This window comes from Pigmentiphaga sp. H8 (assembly GCF_003854895.1).
In the GTDB taxonomy this organism is placed as follows: Bacteria; Pseudomonadota; Gammaproteobacteria; order Burkholderiales; family Burkholderiaceae_B; genus Pigmentiphaga.
The window spans coordinates 2,920,157-2,942,042 of record NZ_CP033966.1 but is presented as its reverse complement, the minus strand read 5'-3'; the positions used below and the strand labels follow the sequence as shown (position 1 = coordinate 2,942,042).

Below are 21,886 nucleotides of genomic sequence, written 5' to 3'. Positions count from 1 at the left end.
TGCGCCCAATGGTAACAAACGGCGGAGCTGCGCTGCGCGCGGGGACGCGCCGCTCGGCCGTTGGCGGCCATTGTGTAAATGTTCGGGTCAACCCGAATCGGGGCTGTTACACTAATAGGTTGATCTTCGCGCTTTCGTCATGCTTGCGCGCGACGTTTCTCCTTTTCTTGCGAGCCCGTTTCCGCCGTGATTTCCACCGCCAACCTCACCATCCAGTTCGGTCCCAAACCCCTGTTCGAGAATGTCTCGGTCAAGTTCGGGGAAGGCAACCGCTATGGCCTCATCGGTGCGAACGGCAGCGGCAAGTCCACGCTGATGAAGATCATCGGCGGCGATCTCGAACCGTCGGCCGGCAACGTCTCGCTCGAGCCCAACACCCGCCTGGGCAAGCTGCGCCAGGACCAGTTCGCCTTTGAAGACGTGCGCGTGCTGGACGTCGTGCTGATGGGCCACGCCGAAATGTGGCAGGCCATGAGCGACCGGGACGCCATCTACGCCAATCCCGACGCCACCGACGAAGACTACATGCGGGCGGCCGACCTCGAGGCCAAGTTCGCCGAATACGACGGCTATACGGCGGAAGCCCGCGCCGGCGAGCTGCTGCTGGGCCTGGAAATCCCGGTCGAGCAGCACCAGCAGCCCATGCGCGAGATCGCGCCGGGCTGGAAGCTGCGGGTGCTGCTGGCGCAGGCGCTGTTCTCGAACCCCGACGTGCTGCTGCTGGACGAACCCACCAACAACCTCGACATCAACACCATCCGCTGGCTGGAAACGGTCCTGAACCAGTACCAGTCGACGATGATCATCATCAGCCACGATCGCCACTTCCTGAACCAGGTCTGCACCCACATGGCCGACCTGGACTACCGCGAGGTGCGCATCTACCCCGGCAACTACGACGACTACATGCTGGCTTCGGCCCAGGCGCGCGAGCGCCTGATGAGTTCCAACGCCAAGGCCAAGGAACGCATCACCGAGTTGCAGGATTTCGTGCGCCGCTTCTCGGCCAACAAGTCCAAGGCCCGGCAGGCCACTTCGCGCCTGAAGCAGATCGACAAGCTCAAGGCCGATACCGTCGAGGTCAAGCCCTCGTCGCGCCAGAACCCGTACATCCGCTTCGAAATGGCCAAGGTCATGCACCGCCAGGCGGTCGAGATCGAGGGCATCGTCAAGGGCTACGACCACCCCGTCATCCCGAAGTACTCCGCGATGGTCGAGGCAGGCGAGAAAATCGCCATCATCGGCGCCAACGGCGTGGGCAAGACCACGCTGCTGCGCATGCTGGCCGGCGATCTGGCGCCCGACCAGGGCACGATCAAATGGTCCGAGAACGCCAACCTGGGCTACATGGCGCAGGACGTGTCCGACAACTTCCAGACCGACGACAACGTCTTCGACTGGATGGGCCAGTGGCGCCAGCCCGGCGACGACGACCAGGCCATCCGCTCGGTGCTGGGGCGTCTGCTGTTCTCCAGCGACGATATCGGCAAGGCCGTGGGCGTGCTGTCGGGCGGCGAGAAGAACCGGATGATGTTCGGCAAGCTCATGCTGCGCAAGCACAACGTGCTGCTGCTGGACGAGCCCACCAACCACCTGGACATGGAGTCGATCGAGTCGCTGCAACTGGCGCTGGAGAAATTCCAGGGTACGCTGTTCTTCGTGTCGCACGACCGCGAGTTCGTATCGGGCCTGGCCAGTCGTATCATTGAAATACTGCCCGACGGCCAGTTGATCGACTACAAGGGCACGTACGACGAGTACCTGGCCTCGCGCGGCATCGAGGACTGACCGGGGCGGAACGGCACGAAGATTGCTTGGTCTGCTTCGAGTCCGGTGGCATCCGTTCCGCCGCCAAGGAGAAGACGATGCGGAAATCTTTGTCTATCGCCACCCTCATGGCGCCGGGAGCCCCCGGCGTGGCGGGCTGAGCCATGCGGGTCAAGGTCCTGCTTTTCGGCTCTCCCGGCTACGGCAGCTTCAACCAATGCGGCGTGGCCGGCGTGGAAATCGCCCGGCGCGCCGGCCGCCAGGTCGAACTGATCTGGATCGAATCCACCGGCCCGGCCATACGCGCGGCGCGCGTGATCGACGTCTGCCATCGCGGCGCGGACCTGGTCGTGGCCTACGGCAGCGCCGGCGACTATCCGGTGGCCATGGCCGCCGAACGCTTTCCCCACATCCATTTCGTCGTGGTCCAGGGCTCGCACCTGGCCGAGAACTGCGCGGTCTATGGCGTCCTGCAGGAGCAGTCGGCCTTCCTGGCCGGGGTCGCGGCGGCCGCCGAGAGCCGTACCGGCGGGCTGGGCCACCTGTCGGCGGTCAAGACCGACGCCGCGCTGTCGGCCCGGGCGGCCTATGTGGACGGGGCGATGCGGCAGTCGCCGGGCATGGGCATGATGACGTCCTTCTGCGGCAGCCAGGACGACGAAGGCCTGGCCTTCGAGACCTGCGAGGCCATGGCCAAGCGCGGCGTGGACGTGGTGTTCGCGGCCATCGACGGGGGCCGGCCGGGCGCGGTGCTGGCCTGCCAGAAATTCCGGCTGCGCCAGATTGGTGCAATCGTCGACTGGACCGAGACCGATCCGAAGCTGTTCGTGGGCTCGGCCATTTCGGACACCGGCCGCTGCATCGCGGCGGCCATCCAGGACCATGCCGAGGGCAATCTGCCTTTCGGCACCCGTATCGACTATGGCGTGGAGCGCCCCGAATATGTCCGGCTGGCGCTCAGCCCGCTGGCCGGGCCGTCCACGCGGCAGGCCGTGGACGAATGGAGCCAGGCGCTGGTGCGGGGCGAGGTCGCCCCGAGCCGTGAATACGTGGGGCGGGAATTCGACCTGAGCGGGCTGCTTAGCCGGATATAGCGCGCGGCCTGACCGCCGACGAGACGCGCTTGGCCTTGGTCCGGGCCTCGTCCACGGTGGCGGCCGAGGCCAGCCCGACGCCCATGCGGCGCTTGACGAAGGACTCCGGCTTGCCGAACAGCCGCAGGTCGGTGCCGGGCTCGGCCAGCGCCTGGGCCACGCCGTCGAAGGCCACCGCGCCCGCCTCGATGCCCCCGTAGATGACGCTGCTCGCACCGGGCTGGCGCAGCGAGGTGTCCACCGGCAGGCCCAGGAAGGCCCTTGCGTGCAATTCGAATTCGTTCTGGACCTGCGAGATCATGGTGACCATGCCGGTGTCGTGCGGACGCGGGCTGACTTCGGAGAACCAGACCTCGTCGCCCGCCACGAACAGCTCGACGCCGAAGATGCCATAGCCGCCCAGCTCGCCGGTGACCTTGGCGGCGATCTCGCGGGAACGGGCCAGGGCGGCGGGCGACATGGGATGGGGCTGCCAGCTCTCGACGTAGTCGCCGTCCACCTGCATGTGGCCGATGGGCTCGCAGAAATCGGTGCGGTCCTGGCCGTCGGCCCCGCGCGAGCGGACGGTCAGCAGGGTGATCTCGTAGTCGAAGCGCACGAAGCCCTCGACGATGACCCGGCCGGCGCCCACGCGGCCGCCTTCCTGGGCGTAGCGCCAGGCATGTTCCACATCCTGCGGGCCGTCGAGCTTGGACTGGCCCTTGCCGGACGACGACATGACCGGCTTGACGATGCACGGGTAGCCGATGTGCTGGTCGATGGCCGCCTGCAATTCTTCCCGGGTCGCGGCGAAGCGGTAGGGCGAGGTGGGCAGGCCCAGGGTCTCGGCCGCCAGGCGCCGTATGCCCTCGCGGTTCATCGTCAGCTGGGCGGCGCGGGCGGTGGGCGTGACGCGCGCCACGCCGGCGGCTTCCAGCTCGACCAGCAGATCGGTGGCGATGGCCTCGATCTCGGGGACGATGATGTCCGGGCGCTCGGCCTCGATCAGCGCCTTGAGCGCGTCCCGGTCGGTCATGGTGACGGTGCGGGCGTGATGCGCGACCTGGTGGCCGGGGGCGTCCTCATAGCGGTCGACGGCGATGACTTCCACGCCCAGCCGCTGGAGGGCGATGATGACCTCCTTGCCGAGCTCGCCTGAACCCAGGAGCATGACGCGCACGGCTGCGGGGGAAAGCGGGGTGGCCAGGGTGGGAAAACGGGTGGCGGTCATCGCGGGGGTCGTCCAGAAGCGAAAACCGAAATGTAGCGCGAACCGGCCGGTCTTGCTGCGCCCGTCCGCACGGGCCGGCGCCTACGCCGGGCGGCCGCCGGTGGCGATCTTGCGCAGCAGCTCGAACAGCAGCAGTTGTTCGCCCGCGGTCAGCACCGACAGCGCCTCGGCCTCCATGGCCAGGGACCGGGCATGGGCGAGATCCGCCAGTTGCCGGCCCTGGCCGGTCAGTTCCACGTGCTGTTCGCGCCGGTCCTCCTCGCTGCGTATGCGGCGCAGCAACCCGCGCTCCTGCAGGCGGGTCAGGACCACGACCAGGTTGGGGGCGGGCGTGTCCAGCGCCAGGCAGAGTTTTTTCTGCGTGACCCGCTGGTTGACCGCCAGCAGCGCCAGGATGGAGAACTCGACCGGGCGCAGCTTCAGGTCGCCCATGTGCGCGACGAAGGCCTTGCGCAGCGTGGCGTCCGCCAGCGAGGTCATGAAGCCGAGCAGATGGTCCAGCCGGCTCCGGTCCAGGCCGCCGCGCCGGCTCCTTCCGTCGTGCGGCCGCTCCACGGCGGGCGTGGCGTCAATCGCAGTCATCGAGTTCAGGCAGGGCGCGGCGGGCGCACCGTATGCGATGTTCGACATGGGCTATCCCGGGCAATACGGTATCGAAGAAATGGCAGGCCGTCGCGGTCTTGCCGCGCGGCGCCGCGTCGTCCTCGCGGGACAGCGCCAGCACCTTCAGCCACCAGCGGCCCAGGCAGAGCAGGGCGGCTGCGCGCAGGAAATCGTCGGCGGCCCGGTAGGGGTAGCCGGGGTCCTGCGCCGATGCCTGCACGAGCTCGGCCAGCAGGCGGCGATGCGCGGCCAGTGCTTCCAGCTGGATGGCCTGTTGTGCCAGGCCCTGGCCGTCGTGGCGGGCCGCGGCTTCCAGGTCGTCCAGCAGGCGGCCGTAGGCGGCGCCGCCGTCCGCGACGACCTTGCGCACCAGCAGGTCCACCGCCTGGATCTCGTTCGTGCCTTCGTAGATGAGCGGGATGCGGCTGTCCCGCAGCGCCTGCGCCGCGCCGGTCTCCTCGATGTAGCCGTGTCCGCCGAACACCTGCAGGGCCTGGTCGGCCACCTCGAATCCCGCCCGCGTGCACCAGGCCTTGACCAGGGGAGTCAGCAGGGCCAGGCGTTCGTGGGCGTCGCGTCGCCGGTCGGAGGTGGGCGCGTACTCGGATTCGTCCAGCAACTGCGCCGTCCAGTAGGCCAGCATGCGCGCTCCCTCGACCGCGCAGCGCTGCGCCGCCAGGCTGGCGTGCACCGCCGGATGGCGCGCGATCGGCACCGGCTCCGTGCCCTCGGCGGCGCCGGGCGCGGGGCGTCCCTGGATGCGGTCGCGGGCATAGCGCAGCGCGTGCTTGTAGGCGGCTTCGCCGTGGGCCACGCCTTGCAGCCCGACGCCCAGCCGCGCGGCGTTCATCATCACGAACATGGCCGCGAGGCCCTTGCAGGGTTCGCCCAGCAGCCAGCCGCGCGCGCCCTCGAAGCGCATCGAGCAGGTGGCGCTGCCGCGTATGCCGAGCTTGCTTTCCACGCCGTCGCAGTACACCGCGTTGCGCTCGCCGGTATCGGGCAGGACCTTGGGCACCACGAACAGCGACAGCCCGCGCGGCCCCGCCGGGCCGCCGGGATGGCGGGCCAGGACCAGGTGGACGATGTTGGCGGTCAGGTCGTGCTCGCCGCCCGAGATGAAGATCTTGCCGCCGTCGATGGCGTAGGCGCCGTCGCGCTCGGTGGCGCGGGTGCGTATGCGCCCCAGATCGGAGCCGGCCTGGGGTTCGGTCAGGCACATGGTGCACAGCCATTCGCCGCTGGCCAGCCTGGGCAGATAGCGCGCCTTCAGGGCGGCGTCGCCATGGGCCACGAGGCAGGCGTAGGCGCCGTGCAGCAGGCCCGGGTACATGGACCACGCGTGGTTGGCCGATACCAGCATTTCCTGGACGGCGGCCTCCAGCAGGTGCGGCAGGCCCTGGCCGCCCCATTCGGGCGCGCAGCCCAGGCTGGCCCAGCCGGCCTCGACATAAGCGCGATAGGCGCTGGCGAAACCCGTGGGTGTCACGACCCGTCCGTCGGTCCAGGCGCAGCCTTCGCGGTCGCCCACGGCGTTCAGCGGTGCCAGTACGTCGGCGGCGAAGCGTCCAGCCTCGGACAGCACCTGGCGGGCCGTCTCCACGTCGTGCTCGGCCAGCGCGGGCAGGTCCGGCCATTGCGCGGGGGCGCGCAGCACGCGTTCGATCACGAACTGCATGTCATCCAGAGGCGGTACGTAGCGTCGCACGGCGCGTTCCCTCAGGCGGCGGGGGCCGGCGCGGCCCCCAGGTAGCTGTCGACCACACGGCCGTCGCCAGCCAGTTCCCGGGCCGGGCCATGCAGGGAAATCTCGCCCATCTCCAGCACGTAGCCGTAGTCGGCCACCTCGAGCGCGGCGCGGGCGTTCTGCTCGACCAGCAGGATGGTCACGCCGGTGCGGCGCAGGCGCTCGATCACCTCGAACACCTCGGCGACGATGCGGGGCGCGAGCCCCAGGCTGGGTTCGTCCAGCATCAGCAGCTCGGGACGGCTCATCAGCGCGCGCCCCACGGCCAGCATCTGGCGTTCGCCGCCCGACAGCGTGCCGGCCAGCTGGCGGCGCCGCTCGTGCAGGCGGCCGAACATGGCGTAGACCTCGTCCAGGGTCTCCATGCACGCGCGGTTGCGCAGCCGCACCTGGCGAAAGGCGCCCAGGACGAGGTTGTCCTCGACCGTCATGCTGGAGAACAGCTCGCGCTTCTCGGGCACGAGCGAGATCCCCAGCATGGCCCGGTCCTCCAGGCGCATGTGGGTGATGTCCCGGCCCTCGTACCGGATGCGGCCGCGCGCGCCCACGGCGCCGATCAGCGTGTTGAGCAGGGTCGACTTGCCCGCGCCGTTGGGGCCGATCACGGTCACGACCGAGCCCCGCCCGGCCCGCAGCCCGATGCCGTGCAGGACCTCGGCCCGGCCGTAGCCCGCGTGCAGGTCCGAGACTTCCAGCAATGCCTGGTTCATGCCTGGCTCCATCAATGTTCCGTGCCCAGATAGGCCGCGCGCACCGCGGGGCTGGCGCGTACTTCGGCGGGCGTGCCTTCCATCAGCCGGGTGCCGAACTCCATCACGACGATGCGGTCGGCCACGTTCATCATCAGGTCCATGTCGTGCTCGACCAGCAGGATGCCCATGCCTTCGCCGCGCAACTGCCGCAGCACCTTGGCCAGGGCCTGTTTTTCGAAGTGGCGCAGGCCGGCCGCGGGTTCGTCCAGCAGCAGTACGGCGGGGTCGCTGCACAGCGCGCGGGCGATCTCCATCAGGCGTTGCAGGCCCATGGCCAGGTTGCCGGCGGACTCGTGCAGGTGGTCGCCCAGGCCCACCCGCGCCAGTTGCGCCTCGGCTTCCCGCAGCAGGCTGCGCTCCTGCGGCCGATCCAGCCGCAGCATGGAGCGCAGGGCGCCCGTGCCGCCGCGCAGGTGCGCGCCCAGGGCGACGTTCTCCAGCACGCTCATGTCGGGAATCATCTTGACGTGCTGGAAGGTGCGGGCCAGGCCCCGGCTGGCGATGGTGCGCGAGGGCAGGCCGTCCACGCGCCGGCCGTGCAGCAGGATCTCGCCCGCGCTCGGCGCCAGCACGCCGCTCAGCAGGTGGAAGGTGGTGGACTTGCCGGCGCCGTTGGGGCCGATCAGCCCGACGATGTCGCCGGCGCGCACCGCCAGGTCCACGTCGTTGACCGCGACCAGGCCGCCGAACTGGCGCCGCAGTCCCTTGCCCTCGAGCACGACGGCGCCGCATTCGGGCTTGGGCCGTACCGGCAGCGGCGCGGCCCCGGTCCAGTCGTGCTTGCGGCGGGCACGCGGGGCGAGGCCGTCCAGGAAGGACCAGACGCCTTGCCGGGCATACTTGAGCACCAGCACCAGGATGATGCCGAAGGCGATGACCTCGAAGCTGCCGGTGCGGCCCAGCAGCGCGGGGATCAGCACCTGGAGCTGGTCCTCGATCAGCTTGACCGCCGCCGCGCCGGTCAGCGCGCCCCAGACCGATCCGAGTCCACCCAGCACCGCCATGAACAGGTACTGGATGCCCATGTTGAGCCCGAAGGGCGAGGGGTTCACGCTGCGCTGGAAATGGGCGAACAGCCAGCCCGAGACCGAGGCGAACAGCGCGGCCAGGACGAACACGCCGATCTTGTAGCGCAGCGTATCCACCCCCATGGCCTCGGCCAGCACGGTGCCGTCGCGCAGGGCGCGGATGGCCCGCCCGGTACGCGAGTCCAGCAGCCAGGCTGCCACCAGCATGGCGGCCAGCGCGAAGGCCCAGATCAGGTAGAACTGCGAGCGGCCGGTGTCGAAGACCAGGCTGCCGATGGACACCGGCGCGATGCCCATCAGGCCGTCATACTTGCCCAGCCAGTCGATGCTGCTCAGCAGGTAGAACACCGCCAGGCCCCAGGCGATGGTGGCGACGGGCAGGTAGTGGCCCGACATGCGCAGGGTGAGCGGACCGATCAGCAGCGCCGCGCAGGCCGTGACGGCCAGCCCCGCCAGCAGGCCCAGCCAGGGCGAGACGCCGTAGGTGACCGACAGCACGCCGGTGGCATAGGCGCCCAGGCCGACGAAGGCCGCCTGGCCGAAGGACGTCAGGCCGGCCATGCCGGTCAGCAGCACGACGCCGACCACGACGATGGCGTACAGGCCGATGTAGTTGAGCTGGGTGATCCAGAACTCGGGCACGGGCAGCAGCGGCAGCGCCAGCAGTGCGGCGACGAACAGCGCGAGGACCGCGGCGCGCACCGGGTAGCCGCCGGGCCGGCGGGCCATGTCGGCCGCGGGCGCGCGCAGGGTATCGGAATGGGGCTTCATCAGTGTTCTTCGTGATGAGGGGTGTAGAGCGAGCGCCACAGCAGCACCGGCAGGATCAGCGTGAAGACGATGGCTTCCTTCAGGGAGCTGGCCCAGAACGAACCGAAGGACTCGGCCACGCCCAGCAGCAGCGCGCCCACGGCGGTGGCCGGATAACTGGCGAGCCCGCCGCCGACGGCAGCGATGAACCCCTTCAGGCCGATCAGGAAGCCCGAGTCGTAGAAAATCGTCGTGGTCGAGCCGATCAACAGGCCGGACAACGCACCGATGAAGGCGGCCATTGCGAACGCGAGCTTGCCGGCTGCATCGGCCGAAATCGCCAGGAGGCGGGCGCCCAGGCGGTTGACGGCGGTGGCGCGCAGGGCCTTGCCGTACAGCGTGCGGCCGAAGAAGAGCTTGAGCAGGGCCATCAGCAGCACGAAGACGACGAAGATCGCGATGACCTGGCCGGACAGGTTCAGCGGCCCCAGCGCATAGCGGGCATCGACGAAGGGCGGGTTGCGGAACCCTTCGGCGCCGAAGAAGAACAGCGCCAGGCCCAGCAGCACGAAATGCACGCCCACCGAGACGATCAGCAGGACCAGCACGCTGGCCTCGGCGATGGACTGGTAGGCCAGGCGATAGGTAAGCGGCCCCAGCGGCGTGACGATCAGCAGCGTCAGCAGGCCCTGGAGCAGGATGGGCAGGTCCCGGGGCGCGGCCCAGACGCAGACGGCGGCGATCAAGGCCGGCAGGACCAGCTGGCCCAGCGCCAGGCGCAGGACGGCCCGCGCGCGGCCCGGCGCGGCCGGCGTGCGCAACAGCATGCGCAGGTCGAGCAGGAAGGCCGCGGCGGAGGCCACCAGCAGCAGCCAGACCGTGCCGGGGACCTGGCCGGTCTGGAACAGGGCGAGGGTGAGCGCGCCGAAGGCGACGAACTCCCCCTGGGGGATGAACAGGATGCGCGTAACGGTGAAGATCAGGACAGTGGCGATGCCCAGCAGCGCGTAGATCGCGCCGTTGGTCAGGCCGTCCAGCGTCAAGACGCCGGCTATCGTCAAGTCCATGTGCAAGCTCTTGGTCTGGGGTGGAAAAGGCCGGCGTCCGCACGCCGGCCGGGGGGCTTATTGTTCGACCTTCCAGTCGCCGTTGACGACCTTCATGATCAGCCCGGTTTCCTTGGTGAAGCCCCAATGGTCCTGGGGCGTGTAATGGATGATGCCCTGTGAGACCGGCGTGACGCCGCCGTTCTCGAGTGCCTCCTTCAGCGCGGCGCGGAACTCCGGCGTGCCCGGGCGGGCCTTCTTCAGCGCGGCGGGCACCGCCTTCTCGAGCAGGAGGGCGGCGTCGTACATGTGCGCGGCGAACTGGTTGCGCGAACCGGCGCCATGGATCTTCTCGTAGCGGGCGATGTAGTCCACGCCGAATTTCTTGGACGGATTGCCGTCGGGCAACTGGTCCGCCACGGTGGCGGGGCCGGACACGACGAACGCGCCTTCGACATCCTTGCCGCCCACCCGCATCAGATCGCGCGAGGCGGCCGAGTGGGTCTGGTAGATCTTGCCGCGATAGCCGCGGTCGATCACCGCCTTGTGGGGCATCGCCGCGCCGCTGCCCGAGGCGGCGATCAGGATGGCGTCGGGATTGGCGGACGTCAGCTTCAGCGCCTGCGCGGTCACGCTGGTGTCGGTGCGGGCGAAGCGCTCGGCGCCGATCACCTTGATGCCGGCGGCCTTGGCCTCCTTGGTGAAGTCGTTCAGCCAGCTTTCGCCGTAGGTGTCGGAGTAGCCCAGGAAGCCGACGGTCTTGACGCCATGCTTCTTCATGTGGGCGACGACGGGGATGGCCATGACCGCGTTGGACTGGGCCAGCCGGAACGACCATTCATCCTTGCCCGGGGCGGTCACGATGGGCGAGGCCGCCAGCTGCACCGTCCTGGCCTGGGCGGCGACGTCCGACATCGCCAGCGCGACGGGCGTGGCCGCCGAACCGACGATCAGGTCCACCTTGTCCTCGGACACGAAGCGGCGCGCGTTCTTGACGCCTACCGTGGGATCGGAGGCATCGTCGAGCACGATGACGCGCAGCGTTTCACCGCCGATGGACTTGGGCCACAGCGCCAGGCCGTTGTTGCAGGGAATGCCCAGGCCCGAGGCGGGGCCGGTCAGCGGCAGGCTGACGCCTATGGTGATCTCGGCTTGCGCCGTGGACTGGAACAGCAATGCGACGAGGGCGGGAACGAGCAGCTTGCGTAAGGTCATGGTGTCTCCTTTGGGGCTTTCATGGGACGGCGAGCGTGTCTGGGACGCCCTTGCGCCGGTTCGACTACAGGTGCCTGGACGTCATCGCGGCGGCATGCGCAGCGCGCCGTCCAGGCGGATCACCTCGCCGTTCAGGTAGGCGTTCTCGACGATGTGCGCCACCAGGGCGGCGAATTCCGCGGGCTGGCCCAGCCGCTTGGGGAAGGGCACCGAACCGCCCAGGCTGGTCTGGACCTCCGGCGGCAGTTCGTCCAGCAGCGGCGTCCGGAACAGGCCGGGGGCGATGGCCATGACGCGCACGCCGAACTGCGCCAGGTCGCGCGCCGCCGGCAGGGTCAGCGCGGCGATGCCGCCCTTGGAGGCGGCGTAGGCGGTCTGGCCCATCTGGCCGTCGTAGGCGGCGATGGAAGTCGTGTTGACCATGACGCCGCGTTCGCCATCGTCCAGGGGATCGAGGGCGGTCATCCCGGCCGCGGCCAGGCGCATGACGTTGAACGTGCCCACCAGGTTGATCTGCACGATCCGGCTGAAGTCGGCCAGCGGCATCGGCCCCTGTTTGCCGGTTATCCGGTGCGCGCCGCCGACCCCGGCGCAGTTGACCAGGACGCGCGCGGGGCCATGTTGCCCACGTGCCGCGTCCAGCGCCTGCTGCACGCTGTCGGCGTCGGTCACGTCGCAGGTCAGCGCGAGGCCCCCGATGTCGGTGGCCACGGCCTGGGCCTGCGCGGCGTTGCGGTCCAGGACCGCGACCTTGGCGCCGCGCGCGGCCAGCAGCCGCGCGGTCTGCGCCCCCAGCCCGGAGGCGCCGCCGGTGACCAGTGCTGCCAGTCCTTCGATCTTCATGATGGGCTCCCGGAGGATGCATGGGGAAGAATGACGCGCGGATCGGTGCCGGCGTACATCAGTTCGACCGCGTCGGCGCGATGTTTGAGCACGTTGCGCTGGTTGATGGAGCCCTTGTCGGTGGCCTCGCCCAGGTCGATCGACGGCGGCGTGTCGAGGACCAGCGCGCGGGCCACGCGGGTCGCGCTGCCGGTGCCCGAGGCCCAGAGCCGGTCGACCAGTTCCTGGAACATCTCGCGCACCGCGGGAGCGGCCAGCACTTGCACGGCCGCGGCGTCGGCGGCGAGGCCCGCGAGCTGGCGGCATTCCGCCATGCGCGGAAAGACCAGGATGCCGACGTCGTTGCGGTTGAGGCCGGCGATGACCACGTCCTGCACATAGGGTTCGCCGGCGGCGATGATGCGGGCCCGCAGCGGTCCGGTCGAGACGAAGGTGCCGGTGGACAGCTTGAAGTCTTCCGAGATGCGGCCGTCGAAGGCCAGGCCCAGCTCCAGCCGCTCGGGATCGATGGGGCGGGCCGCGTCGCCCGAGCGGAAATAGCCTTCCTCGTCGAAGGACTCGGCCGTTTGCTGCGCAGCGCGCCAGTAGCCGGGCGTGACGGTAGGGCCGCGATAGCGGACCTCGAGCTTGCCCTGCACCGGCACGAGCTTGACCTCCAGCCCCGGCGCCGGCAGGCCGATGACGCCGGAAAACACCAGGTCGGAATTGGCGCACAGCGCGAACGGCGCGGTCTCGGTCATGCCCAGGCCGGTCAGCATGCGGATGCGCTCGCCGCACAGGCGCTGCGCGGCCAGGTCCAGGCGTTCCCAGACCTGCGGCGACAGGCCCGCGCCCGAGAAGAAGAAGGCCTTGACCTTGGCCAGGAAGGTACGGCCCAGGGCTTCGTCGCGTTCGATGGCGGCGACGATTTCCTCGAAGCCCTTGGGCACGTTGAAGTAGATGGTGGGCGAGATCTCGCGCAGGTTGCGCAAGGTCTCGGCCATGCCCTGCGGCGTGGGCTTGCCTTCGTCGATGTACAGCGTGCCGCCGTTGTACAGGGCGATGCCGATGTTGTGGTTGCCGCCGAAGGTGTGGTTCCACGGCAGCCAGTCCACCAGCACCGGCGGTTCCTCGGCCAGGAAGCGCAGGCACTGCACCAGCATCTGTTGGTTGGCGCACAGCATGCGTTGGGTGTTGATGACCGCCTTGGGCAATTGGGTCGAGCCCGAGGTGAACAGGAACTTGACGATGGTGTCGGGCGTCACGCGGGCATGGGCGGCATCGACCGCGTCCGTGGCCGGCGTGGCGAGCAGGTCGCCAAAAGGCGTGAGCCGGCGTCCGGGAACCTCGCCGCGCACGGCCACGACCTCGACGCCGGCGGGCACCTTGGCGGCGATGGCGCGCGCATAGGCCGTGGCATCCGAGACGAACACCAGGCCCGGCGTGAGTACGTTGAGCGTGTGCTCGAGCTTGGCGAAGTCCTGCGACACCAGGGAATAGGCGGCGGAGATCGGGGCGTAGGGCACGCCCGCCAGCATGGCGCCCAGCGCCACCTGCAGGTGTTCGAGATCGTTGTCCGACAGCACGACGATGGGGCGGTCCACCGACAGGCCTCGATCGATCAGCGCCTGCGCGATGGCTCGGGCCTTGTGCAGGGTGTCGCCGTAGCGCATCTCGGTCCAGGCGCCGCCGTCCCGGCGCTTGGCGGCGAACAGGCGATCGGGATACATGGCGGCCCAATGCAGCAGGCAGTCCGTCAGGCGTCCGGGGTAGGGGCGCAGCGGTTCGGTCGAGCGCAGGTGCAGCGTGCCGTCGTCCCGGCGCTCGATGTGCGCGGACAGCGAACCGCCCCGCGACGCCTGGCGGTACGGGATGTGGGCGGTGGTCATGGCTTGCCCACCTTGGCGGCGCGTCCTTGCAGGAAGGCTTCCAGCCTGGCCTTGGCGTCGATGTCGCCCTGGGCGATGGCGGCCATCAGCGACTCGGTGAACAGGCCCTCGCTTTGCGACTGGTCGGCGATGCGGGGCAGGGCTTGCAGCACGGCATAGTTGCTGAGCGGTGCGTTGGCGGCGATGCGTGCGGCCAGTTCTTCGGCCTTGGCCAGCCCGCCGCCCTGGGGGACCAGGTATTGCGACAGGCCCGCGGCCAGGCCTTCCTGCGCATCGTAGACGCGGCCGGTCAACATCATGTCGCTCATGCGGGCGACGCCGATCAGGCGCGAGATGCGCACCGAGCCGCCACCGCCGACGAACAGGCCGCGCTGGCCCTCGGGCAGCCCGTAGAAGGCGCTGTGTTCGGCGATGCGGATGTGGCAGGCGCTGGCCAGCTCCAGGCCGCCGCCCACCACCGCGCCATGCAGCACCGCCACGACGGGGACCTTGCCGAACTGTATCTGCTCGAAGGCGGCATGCCAGCTGCGGGAGTGGACGATGCCGTCCGCCACGCTGCGCTGGCGCAGCTCCGACAGGTCCAGTCCGGAACAGAAGTGCTCGCCTTCGCCCGTCAGGATGACCACGCGCACGTGCTCGGGCATGTTGATGAAGGCAATGTGCAGCTGGGCGATCAGGTCATCGTTCAGCGCATTGCGTTTGCCGGGGCGAGCGAGCGCAATGCGTCCGATCGGCCCGTTGGTATCGACGGACAACAAGCTGTCTTCTCCACTGGTATCCGCGGCGGGGGCCGTGGATTGTTCTCTGTATTAGTTATTAGTATGAACTAATTTTTCGTGTGAAACGCTGGGGCTTACCCTAGGTCAACGAGAGGAATACAGAGAGTTGGCGGGAGAAAAGGAAAGACGTTGAGTCCGGCCCGGCGATGACAATATGATTAAGAAGAATAATCGTCTGCCGGGCCGGACACCATGCGGCGTCAGCGCGCGCCGCCCGGTCCGGTATGGGTGATGACCGCGCCTTCGGGCAGCGGCCGCACGACCTGCTCGTACACCGACAGCCAGCCGCGCACCCGTCCCGGGGCGGGCGGCGCGAAGGCCGCGCGGCGGCGGGCCAGCTCCTGCTCGGCCACCTTCAGGTCCACGGTGCGCGCATCGATGTCGATGGCGATGGGGTCGCCGTCCTGGACCAGCCCCAGCGGCCCGCCGGCGGCGGCCTCGGGCGAGACCTCGCCCACGACCAGTCCCTTGTTCACCAGGCCGGAAAGCTGTCCGTCGGTGACGACCGCGACGTGCTCGCCCAGGCCCGCGCCGTCCAGGACGAACACGAAGCGCGAGGCCATTCCCATGCCCGGTCCGCCGCGCACGCCCAGCCCGCGCATCACGACCACGGTGCCGCGTTCGATCTCGCCGCGCTGCAGGGCCGCGATGGCGTCTTCCTGCGACTCGAACACCCGTGCCGGTCCCTCGAAGCGCATGGCCTTGCCGGTGGCCAGGCCCAGCTTGACGATGCCGCCCTCGGGCGCGAGCGAGCCGCGCAGGATGACGATGGAGGGGCGGCTGGACAGCGGCTGGTCGGCGGGGCGCAGGATGGTTTCGTCGCGCACCCGGGCCTCGTCCACGGCCGCGCCCAGCGGGCGGCCGGACACGGTCAGCGCGTCCGGGTGGTAGAGGCCGGCCAGGCGCTTGAACACCGCCAGTGTCCCGCCCGCGCGTTCCAGGTCTTCGATGGAGTGGTCGCCGTTGGGGCGGATGGCGGCGATCAGGGGCGTGGTGTCCGCCAGCCGCTCGAACAATCCGTAGACGTCCACGCCGGCCTGCGCTTCATTGGCGATGGCCTGCAAGTGCTTGACGGTATTGATGGAGCCGCCCAGCGCGAGCACCACGCGCGCCGCGTTGGCGAAGGCCTCGGGGGTCAGGATGGCACGCGGCCGCAGGTCGTCCCAGACCATCTGGACGATGCGGGCGCCGGCCTGCTCGACCGTGGCCATCATGCGCGGACTGTTGGCGGCCACCGGGGCGCTGCCGGGCAGAGCCATGCCCAGCGCCTCGCACACCATGTGCATGGAATTGGCGGTGCCGATGCCGGCACAGACGCCGGGGCCGCGTACCGCCTGCTCGCTCATCGCGGTCAGCTCCGCCGGATCCATGCGGCCGGCCGCGACGTGGCCCGCCGCCAGGAACACCTCTTCGATGTCGACGTGCTGCTGCCGGTGGTGGCCGCTGCGCTGGTAGCCGCACACCACGACCAGCGTGGGAAGGTCCAGGCGGGCCGCCGCCATGAGCTGGCCGGGCGTGGTCTTGTCGCACGAGGCCAGGCAGACCATGCCGTCCAGCAGGGCGCCTTCCACCGCCACCTCGATGTCGTTGGCGATCAGGTCGCGGCTGGGAAGGATGTAGCCGCCGCGCGCGCCGGCGCTGGTGATGAAGTCGCTGGGCGCGGCGGTGCGGACCTCGAAGGGCAGGCCGCCGGCCTCGCGTATGGACCGCTTGACCGCGGCGGCGACGCCGTCCAGGTGGCTGAAGCAGCTCGACAGTTCCGACGAGGTATTGACCACGGCGATCTTGGGTTTCTCCATGTCGGCGTCGCTCAGGCCCAGCGCGCGCCATTGCGCCCGCCTGACCGCCCAGCGCGAGGTGCCGGGTTCGAAGTTGCTGCGCAGCGGTCGGCGGGGCGCCGTCTTGCCGGATTCGGACGAGGACATGAGGTCTCCATAAAAATTTGAAACGTTATTTCAATTTATCATTCAGAAGGTCTTCCGGACAACGATGATCCATGGTTAAAATTAAAATGAAACGTTATTTCGAAAAATATTGACGCCGGGGAACAGGCCGTCGGAGAATCCGACGCGACACGGGCCCCCAAGACCTGAACGCATTGCCGCATCAAGGAGAGTCCGCATGGCAAACCAAGTACGAACCGTCCGACGAACCGAAAACCGCCCCTGGCACGTCGATGCCGACCTGTGCGTGGTCGGGGCCGGCATCTCGGGGGTCTCGGCCGCGCTCGAGGCCGCGGCGCTGGGCCGCCGGGTCGTGCTGGTCGACAGCCTGCCCATGCTGGGCGGCCAGGCGGTGGGGTCGATCATCGGTACCTTCTGCGGACTGTTCTCGAACGGGCCCAACCGCATCCAGCTCACGCACGGCATCGCCGACGGCATCCTCGAGGACCTGGGCAAGGCCGGCGCGCTCCACCACAACGTCGGCCCGCTGACCACGGTCGTCTACTACGACGAGGTGGCGCTGGGCCGCTGGATCGAACAGAAGATCCGCGACGCCGGCATCACGGTGGTGCTGGGCGCGGTGCTGCGCGAGGCGCGGCGCGAAGGCGGCCGGCTGCAGCGGCTGGAGCTGGCTACCCGCTATGGCGACGTGCACGTGGATGCGCGGGGCTATGTCGATGCCAGCGGCGACGCCGCGCTGGCCTGGCTGGCGGGCCTGGACTGCCGCGAGCCGGACGTGCCGATCTTCGGCACCCAGATGTTCGTGCTCGAACACCTGGACGAGGCCCACCTGCCCACGCGCGAGGCCTTCACGGCGCGCATCAAGGAAAAGGCTGCGCGGTACGGCATCTCGCGCGACGATGGGCTCTTCTTCCGCTTCCCCGGACGAGGCGTGGCGGCGATGAACATGACGCACATGGAAACGCCGCTCGACCCGCTGGCGGCCTCGGCCACGGCGCTGGCCGGGCGCGAGCAGGTGGACCGCGTCATCGAGTTCCTGAAGGCGGAATATCCGCAGGCCTTCGGCGCCGCCCGCATCCGCGCCTACGCCTTGCCAGGCATCCGGCAGACGCGCTGGATAGCCGGCCTGCATCAATTGACGACGGACGAAGTGCGGGCGGCCACGCGTTTCCCGGACACCGTCGCGCGAACTTCGTGGCCGGTGGAGCTGCACGACCAGCCCGAGGGCTACGTGTGGGAGCCCTTCGGCGAGGACCACGTGCACACGGTGCCGCTGCGCAGCCTGATCCCGGCCGGTAGCGACAATCTGGTCGCGGCCGGGCGCTGCATCGACGCCGACGCGGCGGCGCTGTCCAGCGTGCGGGTCATGGGGCCGTGCATCGCCATGGGGGCGGCGGCGGCCCATGCCCTGGACCTGACCCTGGGCGGGAAGGTGCAGGACGTGGACGTGCCCGCCCTGCAGGAACGCATACGCGCCAACATCTGACCCAAGCGGGGACACTCCCGCGCCATTCCCGAAGGAGACACCATGAAAATCCTGTTCGCGTCCCTGCTGGGCGCTGCCTGCGCCGCGGGCGCCACCCACGCCGTGGCCGCGGCCGGCCCCGCCTATCCGTCCCGGCCCGTCACGCTGATCGTGCCGAATGCCCCGGGCGGCGCCATCGACATCCTGGGCCGCCTGTTGTCCGAGCGCCTGCAGAAGACCTGGGGGCAGCCCGTGGTGGTGATGTACAAGCCGGGCGCCAACACGGTGGTGGGCACCGACCACGTCGCCAAGTCCGCGCCCGACGGCTATACGCTGGGTATCGTCGTGACCTCGCACGTCATCAACCCCACGCTGCGCAAGAGCATGCCTTTCGACACGGTCAGGGACCTGGCGGGTGTTTCCATGCTGGTGACGTCGCAGATCGTCATCACCGCGACGCCGTCGCTGCCGGCCAAGGACCTGGCCGGCGTGATCGCGATGGCCAGGAAGGATCCCGGCAAGATGAGCTATGCCTCGCCGGGCAGCGGCAGCTCCATGCACCTGACCGGCGAACTGCTCAAGAGCATGACCGGCGTGGAGATGCTGCACATTCCGTACAAGGGCAGCGGCCCCGCCTACACCGAGGTGATGGCCGGCCGCGTGCCGCTGCTGATCGACCCGCTGTTCTCGTCCATGCCCTACATCAAGGCGGGCAAGCTCAAACCCATCGCCGTCACGGGCAAGACACGGGATCCCAGCGCCCCGGACATCCCCACGGTGGCCGAGACCATCCCGGGCTTCAACGTGCAGAGCATCTTCGGCCTGGTGGCGCCGGCGGCGACGCCGCGCGAGGTGATCAACAAGATCAGCGCCGACGTGGGCACCATCCTGCGCAGCGCGGACTTCAAGGCGCGGCTGGCCGAAGTGGGCCTGACCTCGGCGCCCAGCACGCCCGAGGAATTCGACGCCCTGGTCAAGACCGAGATCGAGAAGTGGGCGCCGGTGGTGAAGGCCTCGGGCGCCACCGCCGATTGAGGCTTATCCATGGAAACCCGCCGGCTTCTCTATAAAATGGACGGTCCTTTTTTACCGCCGCATCCGGAGTCCCGCCATGCCACGAAGCGCCCCCCGAGCCCAGCCCGCCGCCAAGAGCCGGCGGGCGTCCACCGCGGCCGAGCCGAGCGGCACCGTGTCCGCCCTGGAGCGGGGGGTCGCGGTGCTGCGCTGCTTCCGCGAGGACCTGCGCGTCTTGAGCAATGCCGAGCTGGCCGCGATGACCGGGATACCCAAGCCCACGGTCACGCGGCTGGCCACCACGCTGGTTTCGCTGGGCCTGATGAAGCAGGAGCCCGAGACCGAGCGGTTCTCGCTGGCGGCCGGCGTGGTGTCGCTGGCCCAGGCCTTCCTGGGCGGGGTGGACACGCGGTCGATCGCGCGCCCGCACATGCTCGCGCTGGCCAACGAGACCGAAGGCTCGGTCTATCTGGCGATACGCGACGAGCTGCACATCGTGCTGATCGAGACGGCTTCGCCGCAATCGGCGCTGCTGCTGGCGCGGCTGCGGGTGGGGTCGCGTTTCTCGGTGGCCAGTTCGGCGCTGGGGCGCGCCTACCTGAGCGCGATGACCGACCAGTACGAAAAGGACCGCCTGCTGCGCAGCATCCGCGCGGAATGCGGCGAGGCGGAGTGGGCGCGGCTCGAGAAAGGACTGGAGCGCGGGCAGCGCGACGCGCGCATGCACGGCTACTGCCTGTCGCTGGGCGAGTTCCACCGCGACATCAATTCGGTGGCGGTGCCGCTGGTCGTGCCGGGCGGCGAGATCATGGCGCTGAACTGCGGCGGCCCGGCCTTCTCGTTCACCGAGAAGCGCCTGCGCAACGAGGTGGCGCCGCGCCTGATCGAGGCCGCGCAGGCCATCGCGCGCGACACGGGCGGCAAGGTGCCGCTGCCGGACAAATTGCTCAAGGTTTCCTGACCCGCGCGGCGTCGCGGGCCGGCTGCCAGGAAGGAGGGCGGCAATGCGACTGACGGATCACGAGAAAGCCATGCTCGATGGCGCGCATGGCGCGGCCAGGCAGAAGGCCATGGACCTGTTGCTGCGCTACGGCAACGCGCTGGGCGCCGAGCGCCTGGTCCAGACCAACAACGTGGCGGGCACCATCGGCGCCACCACGCCTTTCATGCGCAAGTTCGCCGACGAACGCGGCGGCCTGGACGCGGTGTTCTCCGAGTTCAACCTGGACAGCGCGGAGGTGGTCGCCATCCCGCCCGTCGAGGTCTACAGCAGCCACCTGCAACAGGGCATAGACCCCGAGCACGCCGCCCGGCAAGGGGTGGGCGAAGAGGTCGTGCGCATCTTCCGCAAGGGCGATGCCTACAGCGCCGGACTGGGCGTGCAGCTCCTGAACACCTGCACGCCTTATCAGGTCGGCAACCTGCCTGCCCGGGGCGAGCACTGCGCGTGGATGGAGTCCTCGGCCGTCATCTACATCAACGCCGTGCTGGGCGCGCGGTCGAACGCGGAAGGGCGCGAAAGCACGGGCGCGGCCATGCTGACGGGCCGCATTCCCTACTGGGGCTACCACATCGAGTCCGAACGGCGCGGCACCCACCTGGTGGAACTGGATATGCCCGTCGAGACGATGTCGGACTGGGGCATGCTGGGCTACTACGTGGGCGACAAGGTGCAGGACAAGGTGCCCGTCATCACCGGTGCCGGACTGGCGCCCAGCACCCTCAAGCTCAAGCACTTCGGCGCCGCGGCGGCCTCGTCGGGCGGCGTGGAGATGTATCACATCCCCGGCTTCACGCCCGAGGCGCCGACGGTCGAGGCCGCCTTCGGCGGCAACCGTCCACGCGAAGTGTTCCGCTTCGGGCCCAGGGAACTGCGCGAGACCTACGAGAACCTGAACGCCACGGCGCGCGATGCCGACGTCGATTTCGTCATGCTGGGCTGCCCGCACTACAGCATCGAGCAGATCTGGGAAGTGTGCCGGCTGCTGCAGGGCAAGCGCGTACACGAGAACACCCAGCTCTGGATCTTCACGCCCCGGGCGACCAAGCAGATCGCGGACCAGAACGGCTACACCCGGATCATCGAGGAGGCGGGCGGCTACCTGATGTCGGACACCTGTTCGGCGCTGGGGCGCGTGATTCCCCAGGGCACCAAGGTGGCGGCGGTGGATTCGGCCAAGCAGGTCCACTACCTGCCGGCCATCATGGGCATACAGGCCTGGTTCGGCAGCACCGCCGATTGTGTCGAGGCCGCGGTAACCGGCCGCTGGAAAGGAGGTTTGCGATGAGCGGGCAGGACCGTTCCACGGCCGTTTCCGAGGTCATCGTGCTGCAAGGCCGGGGCATCGTGGGTGGACGCGCCGAGGGCGAGGCGCTGGTCACGCGTGACCGGATCTCGGGGTGGGGCGGCATCGACCCCCGCACCGGCACCGTCATCGAGACCCGCCACGAACTGCGCGGAATCAGCTTCGCCGGCAAGGTGCTGGTGTTTCCCGGGGCGAAGGGATCGTCGGGCTGGTCCGGCCAGTTCCACATCGCCCGCATCTCCGGCATGGCGCCCGCGGCGATGCTGTTCAACGAGATGACGACCAAGATCGCGCTCGGCGCCGTGGTCACGCACGCGCCGTCGGTCACCGACTTCGACGTCGACCCCCTGTCGGTGATCGAGACGGGAGACTGGGTCCGGGTCGACGGCGATCTGGGCCGGGTCGAGGTGACCAAGCGGAACAGGGGCTAGGCATTTCCCCGGTCGAGCACGATAATGGGCTGCCGCCCGGCAGTCAGCCGTGGGCGACCGGAGT

General features: G+C 69.3%; 18 protein-coding genes. 7 read left to right on the top strand and 11 right to left on the bottom strand.

The annotated features are described in order from the left end of the window. Positions 1–186 precede the first annotated feature (186 nt). Complete coding sequence (locus EGT29_RS13975) at positions 187–1,788, top strand: ABC-F family ATPase (protein WP_124689564.1); 1,602 nt, start codon at positions 187–189, stop codon at positions 1,786–1,788. A gap of 143 nt (positions 1,789–1,931) precedes the next feature. Beyond that, positions 1,932–2,861 carry a BMP family protein gene (locus EGT29_RS13970; protein ID WP_124689563.1) on the top strand — a complete coding sequence of 310 codons (930 nt, stop codon included), beginning with the start codon at positions 1,932–1,934 and terminating at the stop codon, positions 2,859–2,861. Here EGT29_RS13970 and purT read toward each other — a convergent pair. The 11 genes from purT to EGT29_RS13915 form a co-directional block, all read right to left on the bottom strand. Further along, entirely contained in the window at positions 2,848–4,071 is a 1,224-nt protein-coding gene (gene purT / locus EGT29_RS13965; protein ID WP_124689562.1) for a formate-dependent phosphoribosylglycinamide formyltransferase, read from the bottom strand. The genes EGT29_RS13970 and purT overlap by 14 nt on opposite strands. Positions 4,072–4,152: 81 nt before the next feature. Continuing rightward, on the bottom strand, positions 4,153–4,701 hold the full coding sequence (locus EGT29_RS13960; protein WP_124689561.1) for a MarR family winged helix-turn-helix transcriptional regulator: 549 nt from the start codon (positions 4,699–4,701) through the stop codon (positions 4,153–4,155). After that, entirely contained in the window at positions 4,640–6,352 is a 1,713-nt protein-coding gene (locus EGT29_RS13955) for an acyl-CoA dehydrogenase (protein ID WP_370283037.1), read from the bottom strand. The genes EGT29_RS13960 and EGT29_RS13955 overlap by 62 nt, the downstream gene beginning before the upstream one ends. A 41-nt stretch (positions 6,353–6,393) precedes the next feature. Then, the gene (locus EGT29_RS13950; protein WP_124689559.1) at positions 6,394–7,131 is read right to left on the bottom strand and encodes an ABC transporter ATP-binding protein; all 738 of its coding nucleotides are present in this window, start codon (positions 7,129–7,131) and stop codon (positions 6,394–6,396) included. Between the two features lie 11 nt (positions 7,132–7,142). After that, a complete protein-coding gene (locus EGT29_RS13945) occupies positions 7,143–8,930 on the bottom strand; it encodes an ATP-binding cassette domain-containing protein (protein WP_124692348.1) in 1,788 nt (595 codons plus the stop codon). A gap of 41 nt (positions 8,931–8,971) precedes the next feature. After that, positions 8,972–10,018: a branched-chain amino acid ABC transporter permease gene (locus EGT29_RS13940; protein WP_124689558.1), complete on the bottom strand. Its 1,047-nt coding sequence runs from the start codon at positions 10,016–10,018 to the stop codon at positions 8,972–8,974. Between the two features lie 57 nt (positions 10,019–10,075). Then, on the bottom strand, positions 10,076–11,212 hold the full coding sequence (locus EGT29_RS13935) for an ABC transporter substrate-binding protein (RefSeq protein WP_124689557.1): 1,137 nt from the start codon (positions 11,210–11,212) through the stop codon (positions 10,076–10,078). Positions 11,213–11,293: 81 nt separating this feature from the next. Continuing rightward, entirely contained in the window at positions 11,294–12,055 is a 762-nt protein-coding gene (locus EGT29_RS13930) for an SDR family NAD(P)-dependent oxidoreductase (protein WP_124689556.1), read from the bottom strand. Further along, positions 12,052–13,923, bottom strand: coding sequence for a feruloyl-CoA synthase (locus EGT29_RS13925; RefSeq protein WP_124689555.1), 1,872 nt, complete (start codon positions 13,921–13,923; stop codon positions 12,052–12,054). The genes EGT29_RS13930 and EGT29_RS13925 overlap by 4 nt, the downstream gene beginning before the upstream one ends. Beyond that, positions 13,920–14,681 (bottom strand): crotonase/enoyl-CoA hydratase family protein, encoded by a 762-nt coding sequence (locus EGT29_RS13920; protein ID WP_124689554.1) that lies wholly within the window; start codon positions 14,679–14,681, stop codon positions 13,920–13,922. The genes EGT29_RS13925 and EGT29_RS13920 overlap by 4 nt, the downstream gene beginning before the upstream one ends. Before the next feature lie 221 nt (positions 14,682–14,902). Beyond that, positions 14,903–16,627 (bottom strand): dihydroxy-acid dehydratase, encoded by a 1,725-nt coding sequence (locus EGT29_RS13915; RefSeq protein ID WP_124689553.1) that lies wholly within the window; start codon positions 16,625–16,627, stop codon positions 14,903–14,905. Positions 16,628–16,823: 196 nt separating this feature from the next. On the opposite strand from EGT29_RS13915, the gene EGT29_RS13910 reads away from it, so the two are divergent. The 5 genes from EGT29_RS13910 (at position 16,824) to EGT29_RS13890 (ending at position 21,822) form a co-directional block, all read left to right on the top strand. After that, positions 16,824–18,092 (top strand): FAD-dependent oxidoreductase, encoded by a 1,269-nt coding sequence (locus EGT29_RS13910; RefSeq protein ID WP_124689552.1) that lies wholly within the window; start codon positions 16,824–16,826, stop codon positions 18,090–18,092. Positions 18,093–18,134: 42 nt separating this feature from the next. After that, complete coding sequence (locus EGT29_RS13905; RefSeq protein ID WP_124689551.1) at positions 18,135–19,106, top strand: tripartite tricarboxylate transporter substrate binding protein; 972 nt, start codon at positions 18,135–18,137, stop codon at positions 19,104–19,106. 76 nt (positions 19,107–19,182) lie between these two features. Beyond that, on the top strand, positions 19,183–20,046 hold the full coding sequence (locus EGT29_RS13900; protein ID WP_124689550.1) for an IclR family transcriptional regulator: 864 nt from the start codon (positions 19,183–19,185) through the stop codon (positions 20,044–20,046). 43 nt (positions 20,047–20,089) lie between these two features. Beyond that, a complete protein-coding gene (locus EGT29_RS13895) occupies positions 20,090–21,373 on the top strand; it encodes an aconitase X catalytic domain-containing protein (protein ID WP_124689549.1) in 1,284 nt (427 codons plus the stop codon). Further along, the gene (locus EGT29_RS13890) at positions 21,370–21,822 is read left to right on the top strand and encodes an aconitase X swivel domain-containing protein (RefSeq protein WP_124689548.1); all 453 of its coding nucleotides are present in this window, start codon (positions 21,370–21,372) and stop codon (positions 21,820–21,822) included. Before EGT29_RS13895 ends, EGT29_RS13890 begins: the two co-directional genes overlap by 4 nt. Positions 21,823–21,886: the final 64 nt, after the last annotated feature.

What these genes read in the sequence shown, in the direction of transcription:
- EGT29_RS13970 (WP_124689563.1), top strand. Translation starts at nt 1,932, where the DNA reads ATGCGGGTCAAGGTCCTGCTTTTCGGCTCTCCCGGCTACGGCAGCTTC.
- purT (WP_124689562.1), bottom strand. Translation starts at nt 4,071, where the DNA reads ATGACCGCCACCCGTTTTCCCACCCTGGCCACCCCGCTTTCCCCCGCA.
- EGT29_RS13960 (WP_124689561.1), bottom strand. Translation starts at nt 4,701, where the DNA reads ATGTCGAACATCGCATACGGTGCGCCCGCCGCGCCCTGCCTGAACTCG.
- EGT29_RS13955 (WP_370283037.1), bottom strand. Translation starts at nt 6,352, where the DNA reads ATGCAGTTCGTGATCGAACGCGTGCTGCGCGCCCCCGCGCAATGGCCG.
- EGT29_RS13950 (WP_124689559.1), bottom strand. Translation starts at nt 7,131, where the DNA reads ATGAACCAGGCATTGCTGGAAGTCTCGGACCTGCACGCGGGCTACGGC.
- EGT29_RS13945 (WP_124692348.1), bottom strand. Translation starts at nt 8,930, where the DNA reads ATGGCCCGCCGGCCCGGCGGCTACCCGGTGCGCGCCGCGGTCCTCGCG.
- EGT29_RS13940 (WP_124689558.1), bottom strand. Translation starts at nt 10,018, where the DNA reads ATGGACTTGACGATAGCCGGCGTCTTGACGCTGGACGGCCTGACCAAC.
- EGT29_RS13935 (WP_124689557.1), bottom strand. Translation starts at nt 11,212, where the DNA reads ATGACCTTACGCAAGCTGCTCGTTCCCGCCCTCGTCGCATTGCTGTTC.
- EGT29_RS13930 (WP_124689556.1), bottom strand. Translation starts at nt 12,055, where the DNA reads ATGAAGATCGAAGGACTGGCAGCACTGGTCACCGGCGGCGCCTCCGGG.
- EGT29_RS13925 (WP_124689555.1), bottom strand. Translation starts at nt 13,923, where the DNA reads ATGACCACCGCCCACATCCCGTACCGCCAGGCGTCGCGGGGCGGTTCG.
- EGT29_RS13915 (WP_124689553.1), bottom strand. Translation starts at nt 16,627, where the DNA reads ATGTCCTCGTCCGAATCCGGCAAGACGGCGCCCCGCCGACCGCTGCGC.
- EGT29_RS13910 (WP_124689552.1), top strand. Translation starts at nt 16,824, where the DNA reads ATGGCAAACCAAGTACGAACCGTCCGACGAACCGAAAACCGCCCCTGG.
- EGT29_RS13905 (WP_124689551.1), top strand. Translation starts at nt 18,135, where the DNA reads ATGAAAATCCTGTTCGCGTCCCTGCTGGGCGCTGCCTGCGCCGCGGGC.
- EGT29_RS13900 (WP_124689550.1), top strand. Translation starts at nt 19,183, where the DNA reads ATGCCACGAAGCGCCCCCCGAGCCCAGCCCGCCGCCAAGAGCCGGCGG.
- EGT29_RS13895 (WP_124689549.1), top strand. Translation starts at nt 20,090, where the DNA reads ATGCGACTGACGGATCACGAGAAAGCCATGCTCGATGGCGCGCATGGC.
- EGT29_RS13890 (WP_124689548.1), top strand. Translation starts at nt 21,370, where the DNA reads ATGAGCGGGCAGGACCGTTCCACGGCCGTTTCCGAGGTCATCGTGCTG.